Origin of the sequence: Pseudomonas sp. W5-01 (assembly GCF_046540435.1) — a bacterium.
Taxonomy (GTDB): Bacteria; Pseudomonadota; Gammaproteobacteria; order Pseudomonadales; family Pseudomonadaceae; genus Aquipseudomonas; species Aquipseudomonas graminis_B.
Window position 1 is genome coordinate 21148 of sequence record NZ_JAXCIP010000003.1, and the last position, 19441, is coordinate 40588.

The window sequence follows — 19441 nt, forward strand, 5'->3', positions numbered from 1 at the left end:
TTTGCCATGAATTTTGATGTAGACGAATCCAGGGTCAATGACGCTGTAAACGGGAGTTTCTTTTCCCGGGTCTGGAAGCTAGTCACGCCTTACTGGCGCAGTGAAGAAAAAGGCATGGCCTGGGTGCTGCTGATCGCAGTGATCGTGCTGTCGCTGTTCAGTGTCTTCATTTCGGTGCTGGTCAACAGCTGGTACCGCGACTTCTACAACGCGCTGCAGAACAAGGACCTGGGGGCCTTCACGCACCTGATTCTGTATTTCTGCGGCATTGCGGCCATCGCCATCCTCGGTGCCGTGTATCGCTTGTATTTGACCCAGATGCTGACCATCCGCTGGCGTCGCTGGCTGACCGAACAGCATTTCGCCAAGTGGCTCGCGCACAAGAATTACTACCGGCTGGAGCAGGGCGGTTACACCGATAACCCTGACCAGCGTCTGTCCGAAGACCTCAACAACTTTACGTCCGACACCCTCAGCCTGAGCCTGGGCCTGCTGCGCACCGTCGTCAGTCTGGTGTCGTTCTCGGTGATTCTGTGGGGCGTGTCCGGCAGCATCGAGCTGTTCGGCATCACCATTCCCGGCTACATGTTCTGGGCCGCACTTATTTATGCAGCGGTGGGCAGCTTGTTGACTCACCTGATCGGCAAACGCCTGATCGTGCTGAGCAACCAGCAACAGCGATACGAAGCCGACATGCGTTTCTCGCTGGTGCGCGTTCGCGAGAACGCCGAAAGCATCGCCCTGTCCGATGGCGAGGCCAACGAGAACCAGCGCCTGAGCGCGCGTTTCGGCATGGTCTGGAGCAACTTCTGGACGATTATGAAGGTGCAGAAGCGCCTGACGTTCTTCACCGCCGGTTACTCGCAGATCGCCATCGTTTTCGCCTTTGTCGTAGCCGCGCCGCGTTACTTTGCCGGCAAGATCGAACTGGGCGAGCTGATGCAGATCAACTCGGCGTTCGGCAATGTGCAGGAGAACTTCAGCTGGTTCATCGACGCGTACACCCAGCTCGCGTCGTGGCGCGCCACCTGCGATCGTCTGCTCAGCTTCCGTCAGGCCATGGACGAAAACGAAGCGCGCGTGCCGGCCATCAAGGTCAGTCACGAGAGCGATGCCTTGCAGCTCAAAGGCCTCGCGCTGTCCCTCGCCGGCGGTCACCGGTTGCTGAACAACGCAAACATCAGCATTGCCGCAGGCGAGAAGGTCATGCTCAGCGGCCGCTCCGGGAGCGGTAAAAGCACACTGCTGCGGGCGATGGGCGGGTTGTGGAAAGAAGGCCACGGTGCCGTGAAGTTACCGGCAAAACGTGCGTTCTTCCTGCCGCAAAAACCGTATCTGCCGATCGGCACGCTGCGGGAGGCGTTGAGTTATCCCCAGGCGCCCGAAGTCTATCCTGCCGAGCGCTTTGCTGAAGTGCTGGAAACCTGCCGCCTCGGTCATCTGATCTCTCGACTGGACGAGACCGAGCACTGGCAGCGCATGCTGTCGCCGGGCGAGCAACAACGTGTCGCGTTTGCCCGCGCCCTGTTGTTCGCGCCGGACTGGTTGTACCTGGACGAAGCCACCTCAGCGATGGACGAGGAGGATGAAGCTGCGTTGTATCAGGCGTTGCTGGACGAGTTGCCGGGCGTGACCTTGCTCAGTATCGGCCACCGCAGCAGCCTCAAGCGCTTCCATCGTCGGCACGTGCGCATCGACGGCGGTCAGTTGCATGAGCAGCCGCTCACCGAAACGGCATTTTGAGCGTAGAGTGCTGAAGCGATAAAGTGTCGTAAACAAGGCGCCTCACCGGGGTTGTTGTGTGATCACACAACCTGGTGAGCTATCATCAGCGTTCAGCGTATTTAGAGATGCATGTTGGATATGGAAAATCAGAGCGCTCCGCCTCGCGCCCGCCGAAAGCACCGCAGTCTCGCGCAGGAGTTGGTTACCGAACTCTCCGAGCGCATCCGTAGTGGCGGACTCAAGCGCGGCGATAAGTTGCCCACCGAGTCCGCCATCATGGAAGAGCAGGGGGTCAGCCGTACCGTCGTACGCGAAGCCATCTCGCGGCTGCAGGCGTCCGGGCTGGTGGAAACCCGGCACGGCATCGGCACGTTCGTCCTCGACACGCCAAGCCCGAGTGGTTTTCGTATCGATCCGGCGACCATCGTGACCTTGCGTGATGTCCTGGCGATTCTTGAGCTGCGCATCAGCCTTGAAGTCGAGTCGGCCGGCCTTGCCGCTCAACGCCGCTCCGCCGAACAACTGGCCGACATGCGCGCCGCCCTCGACGCACTCACCGAAAGCGCGGCCCATGCCAGCGATGCGGTCGGCGCCGATTTCCAGTTCCACATGGCAATCGCCCTGTCGACCGGCAACCGCTACTTCACCGACATCATGAATCACCTGGGCACGAGCATCATCCCCCGCACCCGCCTGAACTCCGCGCGCCTCGCCCACGACGACAACCAGCACTACATGAGCCGCCTGAGCCGCGAGCACGAGGAAATCTACGACGCCATTGCGCGCCAAGACTCCGACGCCGCCCGCGCCGCCATGCGACTGCACCTGACCAACAGCCGCGAACGCCTGCGCCATGCTCATGAAGAGGCTGAGTCGCAGCGGGCTTGATCTGGATTGATTGATAGGGGATCGCGTTGCTGCGGTGCCCTTGATCGAACAAGGTTATGGCTGGGTTATTCGACGTTTTGATTGATCGGTGCGCGTCTCCATTTTCGCAAGGCTTTGGTGAGGGCTAAGCATGTCAGCGTTGAAACCATGAGCGTCAAGCTGAGCGTCAAGAGAATGAGCATGTCTTCCCCGTCTTCGCAGCCGTTCAGGTTAAAAAGTCTTTGCAGCCATAGATAAGCGCCCATGCCCCAGTCGGTATGAAGGATCCGGGGAATCGGCCATAGGGTCATTGCCCACCTTGTAAGCAAGGTAGTCAGACCTAGAATGAATACGGCCTTAATTAAGTATGTTAAGGCCTTGCACGCCAAGCTGTGTCGCCTTTCATCGCACATTGTCTAACCTTTCATCGTTGTGTCTGGTGTACGTATGGATCGGCAAGGTGCGGCCCCGTGAGGTATGGGCACACACTTCTATTAGCCCTCGCTCACTCATGCCGATGGAGTTTTCTGCTAGCTATTGCCTTGTGCTCCGGCTCGTTAACGCATGTTTAATTTTTCGTAGCCCCTTAGTTAGCAGCGCGCAGACTACTGTCGAAGTGGCGAGGCCCATGCACAGGGATATGGCGATCAGCATTTCCTCGCCCTCTTCGATGCCCTCTAGGTCAAGCAAAGTGAGCAACCATGCGTAAGCGAGCAAGCCTTGATCAGTACGCAATATCACTGGAATGGGCCAGGTATTCATCGCGCACTTTGTCATTAGGATGGTAAGGGCGAGGGTAATAATGACTTTTATGAAAGTAGTCAGCACCGTCATTGGTTGTTCTTGCTTGGAGGCTTATCGAATACCTCCAATACGCCGTAATATTTTATATTCCTGTCGTCCAGTATCTCGCCTGGCCTGTTGCGTAAAATTGTTCTTAATTCGTCGAATGCCAGTTGTGATGTCAGAGTGACGCAGCCTTGGCTAATGCCCCTTGGCCCGACTGGGTGGATCCTGAATGCGCTTCTCTGAATGTGATTGATAGTCGTCATGTCATCAACAACCTCGTCATCACGATAAAGACTTAGCCACTCGCTTCTGTCAGTCTCCGCAAAATAATCATTCACGGGTTGTCTCAGCCACCCCAGCATGCCTCCTGACTCCCTGTCCAAGATGTAATACCTGCCAAGCGGCAAAGGACCCAGCTTCACCACGTCTTGGTAGCGTGAATTGTTCACATAACTTGATACGTCCCCTGAGAAAGCTTCATAAGTCATTCCCTCACACGTCAACTCGCTCAGCGGCTCGCCGTTAAGTACATAGGTGCAGTAAGCAATATTCGGGTTCCGCTCATTTTTACCAGCCATGCCAGTCATCCTCCTGCGAGTTTGCCTTACGCGTATACCTTGTTCGCAACACCATCCCAGCCCCCGACTATCTGGCCGCCGCCTGATCCATCGGAGCGCTTCTGCTGTATGTAGGTCATCTTGATCCGTGCGTAATTCAGGCGGACTGTTTCGGTGGGGAAACCGGTTTCTTTGCTGCCGTTGCCATTCAGCGAAACTGAAGAAACAATCACTTCCTCAAGCTTTATTTCCAGGTACTTGATCTTGTCGTTGCCCGCCCGATTTAACGCGATCGTCACTTCTTTGAAGTGCCTGCCACTGCAGCAGGCTTCGTGCAGCTTAGGTGTTGCTTTATCGACAGCTTTTCGGAAGTACAAATCACTCATTTTCGCGCGGCCACTGCTGGCCCCACCCGAGCTTGTCGTGGTTGCGGAGGCTGACTGGCTGGCGCCGACATCAAAGTCTTCCATCTCAATCCAGTCTTTGAACTGGGCATCCAGTGACTCACCCGGGATGTCAGCCATTTTTAAAAATGCATCAATTGCCATTTCGTTTCGTTCCTTGCGGTTCGCGGTGATTAAGAATTTGAATTTGAACCGCAATGACTTTAGCGACGTGCCGCGCCCCGCAGAAGGTTTTCCAGGCAGGTGCGCGAGCAGTTTCAGAGAAGGACTACAACGTTTGGATCACTGGACTACGGAATAATCCGAGAGGGCGGTGAAAGCGCTTGATTCTGGCCGGAGGCCGTAGGAGTGAGCTTGTGCGCAGCAGTCGTAAAGCTGAAGCTGCAGTTCGTTCCGACATGCCGCCTTCACAAGGATGCTGCCGCTTCGCGCCAGATCGCGAGCAAGCTCACTCCTACAAATAGCGCCATTTAGCGCAGCCCTTGGGGCGGCTGCGGCTTCTGATAATCAGGCACCGTTACCACTTGCGAGAGTAGCCAGGCACCACTCATCCTCACCCGGCATAAATATTTCAAAACGCTATTGAGTGATCACCCTCCCAGTTGTACGATGACTTACGACATCAGCGCAGGACTGGTGCTTCATCCACAAAAATAGCTCCCCAGGGTGTTCGAATAATGAATCCACAAGAACTGAAGTCCATCCTCTCTCACGGTCTGCTTTCCTTCCCGGTTACCGATTTCAATGCCCAAGGCGACTTCCACCGCGCTGGCTACATCAAGCGTCTGGAATGGCTCGCTCCTTACGGCGCCTCCGCGCTTTTCGCAGCGGGCGGCACAGGTGAGTTCTTCTCCCTGACCGGCGACGAATATTCCGAAATCATCAAGACTGCCGTCGACACCTGCGAAACCACAGTGCCGATTCTGGCTGGCGTCGGTGGTCCGACCCGCCAGGCGATTCAGATGGCTCAAGAAGCCGAACGTCTGGGTGCCAAAGGCCTGCTGCTTTTGCCTCACTACCTGACCGAAGCCAGCCAGGACGGCGTTGCCCTCCACGTTGAAGCGGTCTGCAAATCGGTCAAGATCGGCGTGGTCGTCTACAACCGTAACGTCTGCCGCCTGACGCCTGCCCTGCTGGAACAGCTGGCCGAGCGCTGCCCTAACCTGATCGGCTACAAAGACGGCCTGGGTGATATCGAGCTGATGGTTTCGATCCGCCGCCGTCTGGGCGACCGCTTCTCGTACCTGGGTGGCCTCCCCACTGCGGAAGTCTATGCCGCCGCCTACAAGGCGCTGGGCGTGCCGGTTTACTCGTCGGCGGTGTTCAACTTCCTGCCGAAAATGGCCATGGACTTCTACCGCGCCATCGCCAAAGACGATCACGAGACCGTCGGCAAGCTGATCGACGATTTCTTCCTGCCTTACCTCGACATCCGCAACCGCAAGCACGGCTATGCCGTAAGCATCGTCAAGGCGGGCGCCAAGCTTGCCGGTTACGACGCAGGCCCGGTCCGCGCGCCGCTGACTGACCTGACTTCCGAGGAAGTGGACTTGCTGGCTGCTCTGATGGACAAGCAGGGCAAGCAGTAACCGCCCGGATGCCGGAAAACCGCTGAGCGATCAGCGGTTTTTTGCCCTCGGGGCTTCGCTAACAAATACCTGGCACTACCGCTTCACATCGCATCTGTTTTAGGGGCAGGGGCGAGCAGCACACACATAAGATCGTTTACCCGCACAAAAAAATAATTAGTGGGAGTTTCGAACATGCTGAAAACCAAGCCGACGCACGTCCGCTATTTGATCTTGCTCATGCTGTTTCTGGTGACCACGATCAACTATGCCGACCGTGCAACCATCGCCATCGCGGGCTCCAGCCTGCAAAAAAGCCTCGGCATCGACGCCGTCACCCTCGGTTTCATCTTCTCCGCATTTGGTTGGGCCTACGTCGCCGGCCAGATCCCGGGCGGCTGGCTTCTGGACCGTTACGGCTCCAAGAAAGTCTACGCAATGAGCATCTTCACCTGGTCGCTGTTCACCGTGCTGCAAGGCTACGTGGGTGAATTCGGTCTCTCGACCGCCATCTTCCTGCTGTTCGCCCTGCGCTTCATGGTGGGCCTCGCCGAAGCACCTTCGTTCCCCGGCAACGCCCGTATCGTGGCGGCCTGGTTCCCGACGTCTGAACGCGGCACGGCCTCGGCCATCTTCAACTCGGCGCAATACTTCGCCACCGTGCTGTTCGCCCCGATCATGGGCTGGATCGTCTACACCTTCGGCTGGCAGCATGTGTTCATCGTGATGGGCAGCATCGGAATCCTGTTCTCGCTGATTTGGCTGAAAGTTATCCACAGTCCGCGCAACCACCCGAAAATCAACAAGGAAGAGTTCGATCACATCGCCAACAACGGCGGCATGGTCGACATGGATCAGGACAAGGGTAAAGGCTCCGCCAGCGGTCCCAAATGGGACTACGTGCGTCAGTTGCTGACCAACCGCATGATGCTGGGGATTTACCTGGCTCAATACTGCATCAACGGCATCACCTACTTCTTCCTGACCTGGTTCCCTGTGTACCTGGTTCAAGAACGGGGCATGACCATCCTCAAGGCGGGCTTCATTGCATCGCTGCCGGCCATCTGCGGGTTCATCGGCGGCGTACTGGGCGGGATCATCTCCGACTACCTACTACGCAAAGGCCATTCGCTGACCTTCGCACGCAAGGCGCCGATCATCGGTGGCCTGCTGCTGTCGACCTCGATCGTGACCTGCAACTACGTCGATGTCGAATGGGTCGTCGTGGGCTTCATGGCACTGGCCTTCTTCGGCAAGGGCGTGGGCGCACTGGGCTGGGCGGTCATGTCCGACGCGTCGCCGAAACAAATCGCCGGTTTGAGCGGCGGTCTGTTCAACATGTTCGGTAACATCGCCTCCATCACCACCCCGATCGTCATCGGCTACATCATCAGCACCACCGGTTCGTTCAAATGGGCCTTGGTGTTCGTCGGCGCCAACGCGCTGGTGGCAGTGATCAGCTACATCTTCATCGTCGGTGAAATCAAACGTGTAGAACTCAAGGAAACCCCAAAGAAGGGTGCCTTGCCGGCCAGTGAAGCCGAGCTTTCTCAAGCGAAACTCTGAGGAAAAACCGTGATGAACTTGATCCAACATGCCGACTCGCCGCGTTACATTCGCCTGCATGCGCTTGATAACGTCGTCGTCGTGGTCAATGACCAGGGCGTCCCGGCGGGGACTGAATTCGATAACGGTCTGGTGACCGTCGACAATGTGCCGCAGAGCCACAAGGTGAACACCGTGGACATCGCCGAAGGGGAGCCGATCATTCGTTACGGCCACACCATCGGCTATGCGCTGCAGCCGATCCCGAAGGGCAGTTGGGTCAGGGAAGATCAGCTGCGCATGCCGTCGGCGCCAGCGCTGGACAGCCTGCCGATGTCCGATGCCGTGCCGGTCCGCGGTGAGCCGCTGGAAGGCTTCACCTTCGACGGCTATCGCAACGCCGACGGCACCGTCGGCACGCGCAATATCCTGGGCATTACCACTACGGTGCAGTGCGTCACCGGCGTTCTGGATTTCGCCGTCAAGCGCATCCGCGAAGAACTGCTGCCCAAATACCCGAACGTCGATGACGTGGTGGCGCTGACCCACAGCTACGGCTGCGGCGTCGCCATCACCGCCAAGGACGCGTACATCCCGATCCGCACCGTGCGCAACCTGGCGCGTAACCCGAACCTGGGTGGCGAGGCGCTGGTGATCAGCCTGGGCTGCGAGAAGTTGCAGGCCGATCAGGTCATGCACAGCGACGACGCCTCGGTCGATCTGAGCGAGCCGTGGCTGTATCGCTTGCAAGACTCCAAGCACGGCTTCAACGAAATGATCGAGCAGATCATGGAATTGGCCGAGACCCGCTTGAAGAAGCTCGACCAGCGTCGTCGCGAAACCGTGCCGGCGTCGGAATTGATTCTGGGCATGCAGTGCGGCGGCAGCGACGCGTTCTCTGGCATCACCGCCAACCCCGCATTGGGTTATGCCTCGGACTTGCTGCTGCGCGCAGGCGCGACCGTAATGTTCTCGGAAGTGACCGAGGTGCGTGACGCGATCTACCTGCTGACCTCCCGTGCGGAAAACATGGAAGTCGCTGAAGGCCTGGTTCGCGAGATGGACTGGTACGACCGTTATCTGGCCAAGGGCGAAGCGGACCGCAGCGCCAATACCACGCCGGGTAACAAGAAGGGCGGGTTGTCGAACATCGTCGAGAAGTCGCTGGGGTCGATCGTCAAATCCGGCAGCAGCGCGATCAACGGGGTGCTTGGCCCTGGCGAACGGGTGACGCGCAAAGGCCTGATCTTCTGCGCAACGCCGGCGAGCGATTTTGTTTGCGGGACGTTGCAACTGGCGGCCGGGATGAACCTGCACGTGTTCACCACCGGGCGCGGCACGCCTTACGGTCTGGCGATGTCACCGGTGGTGAAAGTGTCGACCCGTACCGAGCTGGCCCAGCGCTGGCCGGACCTGATCGACATCGATGCCGGGCGCATTGCGACCGGGCGTGCAAGCATCGAGGATCTGGGTTGGGAGCTGTTTCACTTCTATCTGGACGTGGCCAGTGGCAAGAAGACGACCTGGACCGAGAAGTATCGTCTGCACAACGACATCACCCTGTTCAACCCGGCGCCGATTACCTGAGCCGGCATTCAGCCCTTTACCAGCCGGGCATCTGAGCCCGGCTGGATCACGGTTCATGTGGCAGTGAGCGTGCTCACGAAGAAGTCACTGCAGCCGCTGAAGATTTAGCGGATGTACCGGCCTCCTCACCCGCCTCAGGCTCCGGCTCCGGAAACGCCTCGGCGTGATCAAACTCAATGCCTTTGCCCATCGCCTTGTACTTCTTGCGCAGCGCGTGCAGTTCCTTCTGGTTGAGATTATCCAGGCTCAGCACGGCGTTCTGTGCATCTTTGGTCACGCGCAGCAGTTCGTCGATTTTGATATGCAACTCATCGGTATCGCGGTTCTGGGTGTTCTGGATCAGGAAAACCATCAGGAAGGTGATGATCGTCGTGGACGTGTTGATGATCAGTTGCCAGGTGTCGTTGTAGTGGAAGAGCGGCCCGGTCGCGGCCCACACGCAAATCAGCGCGATTGCCACCAGGAAGGTTCGTGGGCTGCCGGACCATCGCGACAAGGCCTGCGCGAACTTCGAGAATTTCATTAACGGGTTTCCTTTGTGAGCCTAGAGAGGTACCCAAGGGACCACGCTGCGTCTTTGAAATTTCTTCTTACAACATGAAATCGGCGACAGACTTCAGACCCAGCCGAACACTTCGCACGCGTTGGCGGTGCTCGCTGCGGCCAGCGTGTCGGCAGGGATTTTCATCAGCTCGGCGATGGCGGCGCAAATGTCGGGGAGATGCTCGGGGCTGTTGCGCATGCCCGGAAACATCGCCGGCGCCATGTCCGGCGAGTCGGTTTCCAGCACGACGCTGTCCAGCGGTAACTCGGCGATCACCCGATGCATGCGCAAGGCCTGCGGCCACGTCGCCGCACCGCCCAGCCCCAGTTTGTAACCCAGCTTGATGTATTCCCGCGCCTCTTCGCGGCTGCCGGCGAAGGCGTGAACGATACCGCAGCGCTTGAGCCTGAAACGCTTGAGCGCGGCGAGGGTGTCGGCATGGCTGCGGCGCACGTGGAGCAGGGCGGGGAGGTTGAAGTCCGCTGCCATCTGCAACTGCTGGTCGAACAAAGTCTGCTGGCGCGGGCGGTCTAGGGATTCGATGTAGTAATCCAGACCGATCTCGCCCACGGCGCACAGTTTGGGATGCCCGGCCAGACGCGTCAGCCAGTCGCGCAGTTGCTGCACATGCTCGGGCTGATGCTCTTTCAGGAACACCGGGTGCAAGCCCAGCGCGGCGTACACCGACGGCTCACTGAGCGCCAGATCCCACACTCGCTGCAGATTGCGCTGATACACGCCCAACACCACGAGGCGCTCCACACCCAGCTGCCGGCTGTTGGCGAGTACGTCGTTGCGGTCGGCATCGAAATCGTCGAAATCCAGGTGTGTATGGGTGTCGATCAGTCGCACGTTGCTTACGCCTCGTGAATCCGCTGCTTGAACGTCCGCACAATGGCATGCACGCCCGGTTCGTACTGGTCCTGCTCAATGGCCGACAGGGCCAGGGCCAGGGCTTTTTCGGCGATCAAGTGGTGCTGTTGGGCCATGGCATTGACCGGCAGCGGCAGGAAATCCAGCAGTTGCGTGTCACCGAACGTGCCCAGGTGAAGTTGGTCCGGGTTCAGGCGCCGCTGGTGCAGCAGGTCGAACACCCCTTGCAGCAGGACGTAGGACGTCGTGATCAGCGCGTCCGGGAAATAACCCAGCCGATCGAACATATCGCTGGCCAGTTGCAGGCCGCAGTCACGGCTGAACGCGTCGCCGTGCTCGCTGATCACCGAGCCTTCGAAACCCTCCAGCGCGTCTTCGAAGCCCTTGGCCCGCGCCTTACTGACGCTCAGCTCGGGCTGCGCGCCAAGCAAGGCGATGTGTCGGGGTTTTATCTCCAGCAGGCTGCGGGTCAGTTGCTGGCTGGCGTCGTGGTCGTCGCTGACCACCGAGCAGAAGTGTGCCGGGTCCATCTCCCGGTCGATGGCGATGACTGGCGTTCCTTGCTGCTGCAGCGCGCGATAGCTGTCATCGCTGGCCGGCAGGCAACTGGCGACGAACAGCGCATCGCAGCGTCTCGCACGAAACAGCTGCAACAACTGCAACTCGCTGATGGGATCGTCGTCTGAACTGGCGATCAGCAATTGGTAGCCGCGCGCGCGAGCGCCCTGTTCCAGTTGCTTGGCGATGCGTGCGTAGCTGGGGTTTTCCAGGTCCGGCAGGATGAAGCCCAGTGTGCGGGTATGCCGGCTGCGCAGCCCGGCCGCCTGCGGGTTGGGCCTGAAGCCATGGGCGTCGACCACCGCGCGCACGCGCTCGACCGTTGCACTGCTGATGCGTTGCTGTTCGGCCTTTCCGTTGATCACGTAGCTGGCCGTGGTCACAGAAACACCGGCCAGACGCGCAATATCACTGAGTTTCAAGCCGGGCATCCTTTCGTGATGAGAAGCAAAAGTGGGAGCTGAACTACCGTGGCAGGGATTTTCACCGATTAACAGCCATCATGACAGCAGACCGTCGCCTCGTAGGACGCTTGCGACCCGCACGGGATGTTTCCTACACGATTCGACCGGATGAGCTTCAAACCGCCGGAATTATCAAGTAACGTGCGCGGCACTTCAGATTAAACGATTCAGCAGGCCTGTTTATGGCACTTTTTGCCCAATCGGACCTCTGAATGCCGCATTCAATATTCGCAAACCGTCAGTCATCGGTGTGTACGACCGGTCCTACAACAAGAATCTGGCGCGACCCCGCGCAGCACAGGAGAACGCAATGCTCGAGCTGACCATAGAGCAAATTTCCATGGACCAGTCGGCGGTGGACAAGCCCGCCGCGTTGCAACTGCTGGCTGACTTGCTCGTTGCCGACGGCTTGGTGGCTGCCGGCTACCTTGCAGGCTTGCAGGCGCGTGAGCAACAGGGTTCGACCTTTTTGGGGCAGGGCATTGCCATTCCCCACGGCACGCCAGAGACCCGCGACCAAGTGTTCGCCACCGGCGTGCGCCTGATGCAATTCCCCGAAGGGGTGGACTGGGGCGACGGGCAAATGGTCTACCTGGCCATCGGCATCGCCGCCAAGTCCGACGAGCATCTGCGCTTGCTCCAGTTGCTGACCCGCGCACTCGGTGAAAACGACCTGGGCGAAGCGTTGCGTCAGGCGAAGGACCCCGAGTCGCTGCTCAAACTGCTGCAGGGTGCGCCACAAGAACTGGCCCTCGATGCGCAGATGATCAGCCTGGGCGTCATGGTCGATGATTTCGAAGAACTGGTCTGGCGCGGCGCGCGTTTGCTGCGCAAGGCCGAATGTGTCAACAACGGTTTCGCGGCGGTGCTGCAGCAGGTCGAGCCACTGCCGTTGGGCGAAGGCCTCTGGTGGCTGCACAGCGAACAGATGGTCAACAAGCCCGGCCTGGCGTTCGTCACCCCGGACAAACCCATGCGTCATCTGGGCCAGTCGCTGACCGGCCTGTTCTGCCTCGCGAGCTTGGGTGAGTCCCACCAGGCGTTGCTCGAACGTCTATGCGCGTTGCTGATCGAAGGTCGCGGCCACGTACTGGGCGAGGCGACCAGCAGCCGCGCCGTGCTTCAGGCATTGGGCGGCGAAGTGCCGCCGGACTGGCCGAGCGAGCGCGTGACCCTGGCCAATGCCCACGGTCTGCACGCGCGTCCGGCGAAAATCCTTGCGCAGTTGGCCAAGGGTTTTGAGGGCGACATCCGCGTGCGCATCGTCGATGGCACCGAGAATCCGGTGTCGGCCAAGAGCTTGAGCAAGCTGCTGAGCCTCGGCGTGCAGCGCGGTCAGTCCCTTGAGTTCATTGCCGAGCCGACCATTGCCGCCGATGCCTTGCCTGCGTTGATCGCCGCAGTGCTCGAAGGTCTGGGCGAAGAAATCGAACCGTTGCCGGCCCACAGTGAGCCCGCACCCGCCCCGACGATTGTTGAGAAAACCCTCAGCGCGCCGGCTGCGGGCACTCACATCCAGGCCGTTCCTGCGGCGCCCGGCATCGCCGTCGGCCCGGCCCACGTGCATGTTCTGCCAGTGTTCGATTACCCGGCCCAGGGCGAATCGCAAAGCGTTGAGCACGAACGTCTGCACAGCGCGCTGGCGCAGGTGCGCATCGACATCGAGCAATTGATTCAACGCAGCACGGCGAAGGCCATTCGCGAGATTTTCGTCACTCACCAGGAAATGCTCGCCGACCCCGAACTGGTCGACGAAGTGGCGCAGCGCTTGAAACAAGGTGAAAGCGCCGCGGCGGCATGGATGAATGTGATCGAGGCCGCCGCGCGTCAGCAGGAACAGCTGAAAGATGCGCTGCTGGCGGAACGTGCCGCTGACCTGCGGGATGTCGGTCGCCGCGTATTGGCGCAGATCCTTGGCGTCGAGGACTTGGTTGAGCCGGAAGAACCGTACATTTTGGTGATGGATGAAGTCGGCCCGTCCGACGTCGCCCGTCTTGACCCTGCCCGTGTCGCCGGCATTCTCACCGCGCGCGGCGGCGCTACGGCCCACAGCGCCATCGTTGCCCGGGCGTTGGGCATCCCCGCGCTGGTCGGTGCGGGCGATGCGGTATTGCTGATCAAGTCCGGCACGCAACTGTTGATCGACGGCCAGCGCGGGCGTCTCGACGTCGCGCCGGACGACGCGACCCTGAAGCGCGCCTTGCAGGACCGTGACACCCGCGAGCAACGGCTCAAGGCTGCCGCTGCCCTGCGCATGGAGCCTGCGATCACCCAGGACGGCCACGCCGTTGAGGTCTTCGCGAACATCGGTGACAGCGCCGGTACGCCGGCAGCGGTGGAGCAGGGCGCCGAAGGGATTGGCCTGCTGCGCACCGAGTTGCTGTTCATGGCCCACAGCTCCGCGCCGGATGAAGCGACCCAGGAAGCGGAATACCGTCGCGTGCTCAAAGACCTCGACGGTCGCCCGCTGGTGGTTCGCACCCTGGACGTCGGCGGCGACAAACCGCTGCCTTACTGGCCCATCGATAAAGAAGAAAACCCGTTTCTCGGCGTGCGCGGCATTCGCCTGACCTTGCAGCGCCCGGATATCATGGAAATCCAGCTGCGCGCATTGCTGCGTGCGGCAGACAATCGCCCGCTGCGCATCATGTTTCCGATGGTGGGCACCGTCGAAGAGTGGCGTCAGGCCCGCGACATGACCGAGCGTCTGCGTCTGGAGATCCCGGTGGCCGACCTGCAACTGGGCATCATGATTGAAGTGCCATCGGCGGCGTTGCTGGCGCCGGTGCTGGCGAAGGAAGTGGACTTCTTCAGCGTCGGCACCAACGACCTGACCCAGTACACAATGGCCATCGACCGCGGTCACCCGACCCTGTCTGCCCAGGCCGATGGCCTGCACCCGGCGGTGTTGCAACTGATCGACATCACCGTGCGCGCGGCCCATGCCAATGGCAAATGGGTGGGGGTCTGCGGCGAATTGGCCGCCGACCCGCTGGCCGTGCCGGTGCTGGTCGGTCTGGGTGTGGATGAATTGAGCGTCTCGGCGCGGAGCATCGGCGAAGTCAAAGCCTGCGTCCGTGAATTGAATCTGATCGAAGCCCGGAAACTTGCGCAGGCGGCCCTGGCCGTTGGCAGCGCGGCGGACGTGCGTGCCCTCGTGGAGGGGCTGTAATGGCGAAAATACTGACATTGACCATGAACCCGGCGCTGGACCTGACCGTGCAGTTGGGCCCCTTGCAGATCGGCCAGGTCAACCGCAGCGACGCCATGCTCAGCCACGCGGCGGGCAAGGGCATCAACGTCGCCCAGGTGCTGGCTGATCTGGGCCACGAGCTGACCGTTGCCGGTTTCCTCGGCGTGGACAACCAGCAACCGTTCGAAACCCTGTTCGCCAAGCGCGGCTTCGTCGACGAATTCGTGCGGGTGCCGGGCGAGACGCGCAGCAACATCAAGCTGGCGGAAAGCAGCGGGCGCATTACTGACCTCAACGGCCCGGGCCCGGAAGTCAGCCCGCAGGCGCAACAAGCGCTGGCCGCTCGGGTCGAGCAGATCGCGTCGGGTTTTGATGCGGTGGTCGTGGCCGGCAGTCTGCCCCGTGGCGTCAGCCCCCAGTGGTTGAAAACGTTGTTGCTGCGCCTCAACGAGATGGGCCTGAAAGTGGCGCTGGACACCAGCGGCGAAGCGTTGCGCGCTGGACTGGAAGCGTCGCCGTGGATGATCAAACCCAACACCGAAGAGCTGGCCGACGCCCTTGATGCGCCGATCATTTCCATCGCCGCGCAAGCAGAGGCCGCAGCCGACCTGCGCCAGCGCGGCATCGAGCACGTGGTGATTTCCCAGGGCTCGGAAGGCGTTCATTGGTTCAGTTCCAACGTGGCCTTGCAGGCATTGCCGCCCAAAGTCACCGTCGCCAGCACCGTCGGCGCGGGTGATTCGCTGCTGGCCGGGATGGTTCACGGCTTGCTGTCTGGGCACAAACCCGAGCAAACCTTGCGGACTGCCACGGCCATTGCGGCCATGGCCGTCACTCAGATCGGCTTCGGCATCAATGATCCGGCGCAATTGAAACGTCTGGAAAGCGGCGTCAACGTCCGCGTCCTGACGGCATAACAAGAGAGGAAGTGTGATGAAGTTAGCCATCGTTACGGCCTGTCCGAACGGCAAAATCAGCAGCGTCCTCAGTGCCCGTCTGCTGGATGCGGCGGCCCAACGCCAGGGTTGGAGCACCAGCGTCGAGATCCACGATCCGCGTCATCCGGAAAAGCAACTGTCGCCGGGCGACATCGAAGCGGCGGACTGGGTGTTGGTGGTCAACACCGGCGCGCTGGACTTGACGCGTTTTTCCGGCAAGCGCCTGTATCAGGCCACGCCCGCACAGGCGTTGCAGGATGCCGACGGCTTTCTGCGTTCAGCGTCGGCGCTGGCGACCGAGCACACCGCGACTTCCGCCCCGTCTGCTACGTCCAGCGCGCAGCCGCGTCTGGTGGCGGTGACGGCGTGCCCGACCGGCGTTGCCCACACTTTCATGGCCGCCGAGGCGATTCAGCAGGCGGCGAAAAAGCTCGGCTACGACCTGCAGGTGGAAACTCAGGGCTCGGTCGGTGCACGCAATCCGCTCAGCGCCCAGGCCATTGCCGACGCCGACGTGGTGCTGCTGGCGTGTGATATCGAAGTCGCTACCGAGCGTTTCGCCGGCAAGCGCATCTATCGCTGCGGCACCGGTATTGCGCTCAAGCAGGCCGACGCGACGCTGAAAAAAGCGCTGGCGGAGGCGGAGGTTGAGTCCACGGCTTCAACGTCCAAGGCGTCCTCCAAAAAAGAGAAGACCGGTGTCTACAAACACCTGCTCACCGGCGTGTCTTTCATGCTGCCGATGGTGGTGGCCGGCGGTTTGCTGATTGCTCTTTCGTTCGTGTTCGGCATTCACGCGGCCGAGGAACCGGGGACATTGGCGGCTGCGCTGAAACAGATCGGCGCGGGCGCGGCGTTCCAGTTGATGGTGCCGTTGCTGGCCGGGTACATCGCGTATTCCATTGCCGACCGTCCGGGCCTTGCGCCAGGGATGATCGGCGGGCTGCTGGCGAGCACCCTGGGCGCCGGCTTCATTGGCGGGATCATCGCGGGCTTCCTCGCGGGCTATAGCGCCTGGGCGGTGAATCGCTACGCGAAGCTGCCGGCCAGTGTCGAAGCCTTGAAGCCGATTCTGATCATTCCGCTGCTGGCGAGCCTGTTCACCGGGCTGGTAATGATTTACGTGGTGGGCAAGCCGGTCGCCGGCATGCTCGAAGGGTTGACCCACTTCCTCGACACCATGGGCACGGCCAACGCGGTGCTGCTCGGCGTGCTGCTGGGCGCGATGATGTGCGTGGATCTGGGTGGGCCGATCAACAAGGCGTCCTATGCGTTTTCGGTGGGCTTGCTGGCCTCGAGCAGCGGCGCGCCGATGGCGGCCACGATGGCGGCCGGCATGGTGCCGCCAATTGGTATGGGCATCGCGGCCTTGATCGCCCGGCGCAAGTTTGCCCAGAGCGAGCGTGAAGCGGGGAAAGCGGCCTTCGTGCTGGGGCTGTGCTTCATCTCCGAAGGCGCGATTCCGTTTGCCGCGAAAGACCCGCTTCGGGTGATTCCGGCGAGCATCGCGGGCGGCGCGCTGACCGGTGCGCTGTCGATGTTCTTCGGCTGCAAACTGATGGCGCCCCACGGTGGGTTGTTCGTGCTGCTCATTCCGAACGCAATCAACCATGCACTGCTGTACCTGCTGGCGATCGTGGCGGGCAGCGTCGTGACCGGCGTGCTGTACGCGCTGCTGAAACGACCTGAACCGGCAGAACTGGACGCGGTGCCCGCCGGCGCGTAACCGCTGGCGCTTCCCGGCTATAACCGGTTCCACGGGATGCGCGCGATGCTTTTAGTGGGACCGGCTTCAGCCGGGAAGAGGCCGGTGTGCCCGCCATCAGAACTTTGGTGTGACTACCGACGCCTTCCCGGCTAAAGCCAGTCCTACAAGTGTGCGGTCCGGCTTCCGGAGATGTGTCGGATGTTCGGGCCTCTTCGCGAGCAAGCTCGCTCCTACAGAAGGCTGAGTGCGCCCCGGATTTCCGCGGCGGAACACGATCAATTGTAGGAGTGAGCTTGCTCGCGAAAGCGATATCCCAGGCGCTGAATGTGTGTCGGATGTTCGGGCCTCTTCGCGAGCAAGCTCACTCCCACAGGGACCGGGCTTGGCACTGGATCTTGTGCCAGAACAGACAACACTCGGCACTGGATCTTGTGCCAGACACAGACAACACTCGGCCTGTTCACTGCCCTGTCATCTCCCGCAAACAATCCGCTGCTAGCTTCCTCCTTTTGGCATTCCCTTGAGGAGGATAAACATGTCCCGGTTCGACCTGACTCGCCGCCGTATCATCCAGGCCGCTGGCGCCGGATTGTTGTTGCCGGGGCTCGCGCCTGCGGTCATTGCGTCGGTCAAGGATCGCCCGAAAATGACCGACGGCGTGCAGTCCGGCGATGTGCTCGGCGACCGTGCCATGGTCTGGAGCCGCAGCGACCGGCCTGCGCGGATGGTGGTCGAATGGGACACCCGCAGCATGTTCAGCAACCCCCGCCGCACGGTCTCGCTGCTCGCCGACCCACGCACCGACTTCACCGCGCGCGTCGAACTGACCGGCCTGCCGGCGGATCAAGCCATCTTCTACCGCGTGTTCTTCGAGGACGCGCAAACCGGCGTCGCCAGCGAACCCTGGTTCGGCCACCTGCGCAGCGTGCCGGTCAATCGCCGCAACATCCGCTTCGTCTGGAGCGGCGACACCGTCGGCCAGGGCTTCGGCATCAACCCCGAGATCGGTGGCATGCGCATCTACGAAGCCATGCGTCTGCGCTTGCCGGACTTCTTCATCCACAGCGGCGACACCATTTACGCCGACGGCCCGGTGCCTGCCGAGGTGGTCACCGAGGGTGGGCGTGTCTGGCGCAACATCACCACGGAAGAGAAGAGCAAGGTCGCCGAAACCCTCGACGAATACCGCGGTGCCTACCGCTACAACCTGATGGACGAAAACCTGCGGCGCTTCAACGCCGAGGTCCCGCAGATCTGGCAGTGGGACGACCACGAAGTGACCAACAACTGGTCGCCGAGCAAGCAGCTCGACGACCGCTACAAGGTCAAGGACATCCAGCTGTTGGCGGCGCGCGGGCGACAGGCGTTCCTCGAATATGCGCCGATGCGCCTGCAGAGCGCCGACAACGGCGGGCGGGTCTATCGCAAGATTGCTTACGGCCCGATGCTGGACGTGTTCGTGCTCGACATGCGCAGCTATCGCGACGGCAACGACGCCAATCTGGCCGACAAGCTGGGGCCGACCACTGCCTTTCTGGGCCGCGAGCAACTGGATTGGCTCAAGCGCGAACTTCAAGCCTCTGGGGCTCAGTGGAAAGTCATTGCCGCTGACATGCCCATCGGCCTGGGCGTGCCCGACGGCGAGATCAGCCCCGGCGTGATGCGTTGGGAGGCCATCGCCAACGGCGACGACGGCGCGCCGAAAGGCCGCGAACAAGAAGTTGCCGAACTGCTGGGCTTCCTGCGCCAGCAGAAGGTCCGCGACACCGTCTGGTTGACGGCTGATGTGCATTACTGCGCGGCGCACCACTACCACCCCGATCAGGCGGTGTTTCAGGATTTCGACCCGTTCTGGGAGTTTGTCGCCGGGCCGCTCAATGCGGGCAGTTACGGGCCTAATACCCTGGACAAGACCTTCGGGCCCGAGTTGGTATTCCAGAAGGCTCCGCCAGCGCAGAACACTTCACCCTTCGCCGGCTTCCAGTTTTTTGGTGAGGTGAACATTGACGGCCAAAGCGGGGAAATGACCGTGACACTGCGGGATCTGGACGGGGTTTCGGTGTTTGAGAAGAGGCTGCAACCTGCCAGCCAGGCCTGACGCCCCGACAGGCAACGCGGTCC

General features: G+C 61.0%; 15 protein-coding genes. 9 read left to right on the forward strand and 6 right to left on the reverse strand.

Annotation, left to right across the window (positions count from 1 at the left end; genetic code table 11):
- Nucleotides 1-6: 6 nt before the first annotated feature.
- Both SLW75_RS10025 and SLW75_RS10030 read left to right on the forward strand, forming a co-directional pair.
- Nucleotides 7-1743: an ABC transporter ATP-binding protein/permease gene (locus SLW75_RS10025; protein ID WP_410934392.1), complete on the forward strand. Its 1737-nt coding sequence runs from the start codon at nucleotides 7-9 to the stop codon at nucleotides 1741-1743.
- A gap of 120 nt (nucleotides 1744-1863) precedes the next feature.
- Nucleotides 1864-2613: a FadR/GntR family transcriptional regulator gene (locus tag SLW75_RS10030; protein ID WP_065990157.1), complete on the forward strand. Its 750-nt coding sequence runs from the start codon at nucleotides 1864-1866 to the stop codon at nucleotides 2611-2613.
- 65 nt (nucleotides 2614-2678) lie between these two features.
- Here the strand turns inward: SLW75_RS10030 and SLW75_RS10035 are convergent, their stop codons facing one another.
- From SLW75_RS10035 to SLW75_RS10045, 3 genes are all read right to left on the reverse strand, one after another.
- The gene (locus SLW75_RS10035) at nucleotides 2679-2903 is read right to left on the reverse strand and encodes a hypothetical protein (protein WP_410934393.1); all 225 of its coding nucleotides are present in this window, start codon (nucleotides 2901-2903) and stop codon (nucleotides 2679-2681) included.
- 519 nt (nucleotides 2904-3422) lie between these two features.
- Nucleotides 3423-3959, reverse strand: a complete 537-nt coding sequence (locus SLW75_RS10040) for a DUF2778 domain-containing protein (RefSeq protein ID WP_410934394.1) — start codon at nucleotides 3957-3959, stop codon at nucleotides 3423-3425.
- Between the two features lie 26 nt (nucleotides 3960-3985).
- A complete protein-coding gene (locus tag SLW75_RS10045) occupies nucleotides 3986-4486 on the reverse strand; it encodes an Hcp family type VI secretion system effector (protein WP_065990148.1) in 501 nt (166 codons plus the stop codon).
- 533 nt (nucleotides 4487-5019) lie between these two features.
- On the opposite strand from SLW75_RS10045, the gene kdgD reads away from it, so the two are divergent.
- From kdgD to garD, 3 genes are all read left to right on the forward strand, one after another.
- Nucleotides 5020-5931 carry a 5-dehydro-4-deoxyglucarate dehydratase gene (kdgD, locus tag SLW75_RS10050; protein WP_065990147.1) on the forward strand — a complete coding sequence of 304 codons (912 nt, stop codon included), beginning with the start codon at nucleotides 5020-5022 and terminating at the stop codon, nucleotides 5929-5931.
- 174 nt (nucleotides 5932-6105) lie between these two features.
- Nucleotides 6106-7476, forward strand: coding sequence for an MFS transporter (locus SLW75_RS10055; RefSeq protein ID WP_065990145.1), 1371 nt, complete (start codon nucleotides 6106-6108; stop codon nucleotides 7474-7476).
- Nucleotides 7477-7488: 12 nt separating this feature from the next.
- Complete coding sequence (gene garD / locus SLW75_RS10060) at nucleotides 7489-9042, forward strand: galactarate dehydratase (protein ID WP_410934395.1); 1554 nt, start codon at nucleotides 7489-7491, stop codon at nucleotides 9040-9042.
- A 73-nt stretch (nucleotides 9043-9115) separates the two neighbouring features.
- Here garD and SLW75_RS10065 read toward each other — a convergent pair whose 3' ends face one another.
- From SLW75_RS10065 to cra, 3 genes are all read right to left on the reverse strand, one after another.
- Nucleotides 9116-9565: a low affinity iron permease family protein gene (locus tag SLW75_RS10065; protein WP_065990139.1), complete on the reverse strand. Its 450-nt coding sequence runs from the start codon at nucleotides 9563-9565 to the stop codon at nucleotides 9116-9118.
- A 93-nt stretch (nucleotides 9566-9658) separates the two neighbouring features.
- Nucleotides 9659-10438, reverse strand: coding sequence for a TatD family hydrolase (locus SLW75_RS10070; RefSeq protein ID WP_410934396.1), 780 nt, complete (start codon nucleotides 10436-10438; stop codon nucleotides 9659-9661).
- A gap of 5 nt (nucleotides 10439-10443) precedes the next feature.
- Entirely contained in the window at nucleotides 10444-11439 is a 996-nt protein-coding gene (cra, locus tag SLW75_RS10075; RefSeq protein WP_065990136.1) for a catabolite repressor/activator, read from the reverse strand.
- A gap of 352 nt (nucleotides 11440-11791) precedes the next feature.
- Here cra and ptsP point away from each other — a divergent pair, with 352 nt between their 5' ends.
- The 4 genes from ptsP (at nucleotide 11792) to SLW75_RS10095 (ending at nucleotide 19418) form a co-directional block, all read left to right on the forward strand.
- Nucleotides 11792-14653: a phosphoenolpyruvate--protein phosphotransferase gene (ptsP, locus tag SLW75_RS10080; protein WP_410934397.1), complete on the forward strand. Its 2862-nt coding sequence runs from the start codon at nucleotides 11792-11794 to the stop codon at nucleotides 14651-14653.
- The gene (pfkB, locus tag SLW75_RS10085) at nucleotides 14653-15591 is read left to right on the forward strand and encodes a 1-phosphofructokinase (RefSeq protein WP_410927823.1); all 939 of its coding nucleotides are present in this window, start codon (nucleotides 14653-14655) and stop codon (nucleotides 15589-15591) included. Before ptsP ends, pfkB begins: the two co-directional genes overlap by 1 nt.
- A gap of 16 nt (nucleotides 15592-15607) precedes the next feature.
- Nucleotides 15608-17338, forward strand: a complete 1731-nt coding sequence (locus SLW75_RS10090; protein ID WP_410934398.1) for a PTS fructose-like transporter subunit IIB — start codon at nucleotides 15608-15610, stop codon at nucleotides 17336-17338.
- Nucleotides 17339-17855: 517 nt separating this feature from the next.
- Nucleotides 17856-19418 carry an alkaline phosphatase D family protein gene (locus SLW75_RS10095; protein ID WP_410934399.1) on the forward strand — a complete coding sequence of 521 codons (1563 nt, stop codon included), beginning with the start codon at nucleotides 17856-17858 and terminating at the stop codon, nucleotides 19416-19418.
- Nucleotides 19419-19441: the final 23 nt, after the last annotated feature.

Coding starts and splice junctions, on each gene's coding strand:
- SLW75_RS10025 (WP_410934392.1), top strand. CDS start 7: ATGAATTTTGATGTAGACGAATCCAGGGTCAATGACGCTGTAAACGGG.
- SLW75_RS10030 (WP_065990157.1), top strand. CDS start 1,864: ATGGAAAATCAGAGCGCTCCGCCTCGCGCCCGCCGAAAGCACCGCAGT.
- SLW75_RS10035 (WP_410934393.1), bottom strand. CDS start 2,903: ATGACCCTATGGCCGATTCCCCGGATCCTTCATACCGACTGGGGCATG.
- SLW75_RS10040 (WP_410934394.1), bottom strand. CDS start 3,959: ATGGCTGGTAAAAATGAGCGGAACCCGAATATTGCTTACTGCACCTAT.
- SLW75_RS10045 (WP_065990148.1), bottom strand. CDS start 4,486: ATGGCAATTGATGCATTTTTAAAAATGGCTGACATCCCGGGTGAGTCA.
- kdgD (WP_065990147.1), top strand. CDS start 5,020: ATGAATCCACAAGAACTGAAGTCCATCCTCTCTCACGGTCTGCTTTCC.
- SLW75_RS10055 (WP_065990145.1), top strand. CDS start 6,106: ATGCTGAAAACCAAGCCGACGCACGTCCGCTATTTGATCTTGCTCATG.
- garD (WP_410934395.1), top strand. CDS start 7,489: ATGAACTTGATCCAACATGCCGACTCGCCGCGTTACATTCGCCTGCAT.
- SLW75_RS10065 (WP_065990139.1), bottom strand. CDS start 9,565: ATGAAATTCTCGAAGTTCGCGCAGGCCTTGTCGCGATGGTCCGGCAGC.
- ptsP (WP_410934397.1), top strand. CDS start 11,792: ATGCTCGAGCTGACCATAGAGCAAATTTCCATGGACCAGTCGGCGGTG.
- pfkB (WP_410927823.1), top strand. CDS start 14,653: ATGGCGAAAATACTGACATTGACCATGAACCCGGCGCTGGACCTGACC.
- SLW75_RS10090 (WP_410934398.1), top strand. CDS start 15,608: ATGAAGTTAGCCATCGTTACGGCCTGTCCGAACGGCAAAATCAGCAGC.
- SLW75_RS10095 (WP_410934399.1), top strand. CDS start 17,856: ATGTCCCGGTTCGACCTGACTCGCCGCCGTATCATCCAGGCCGCTGGC.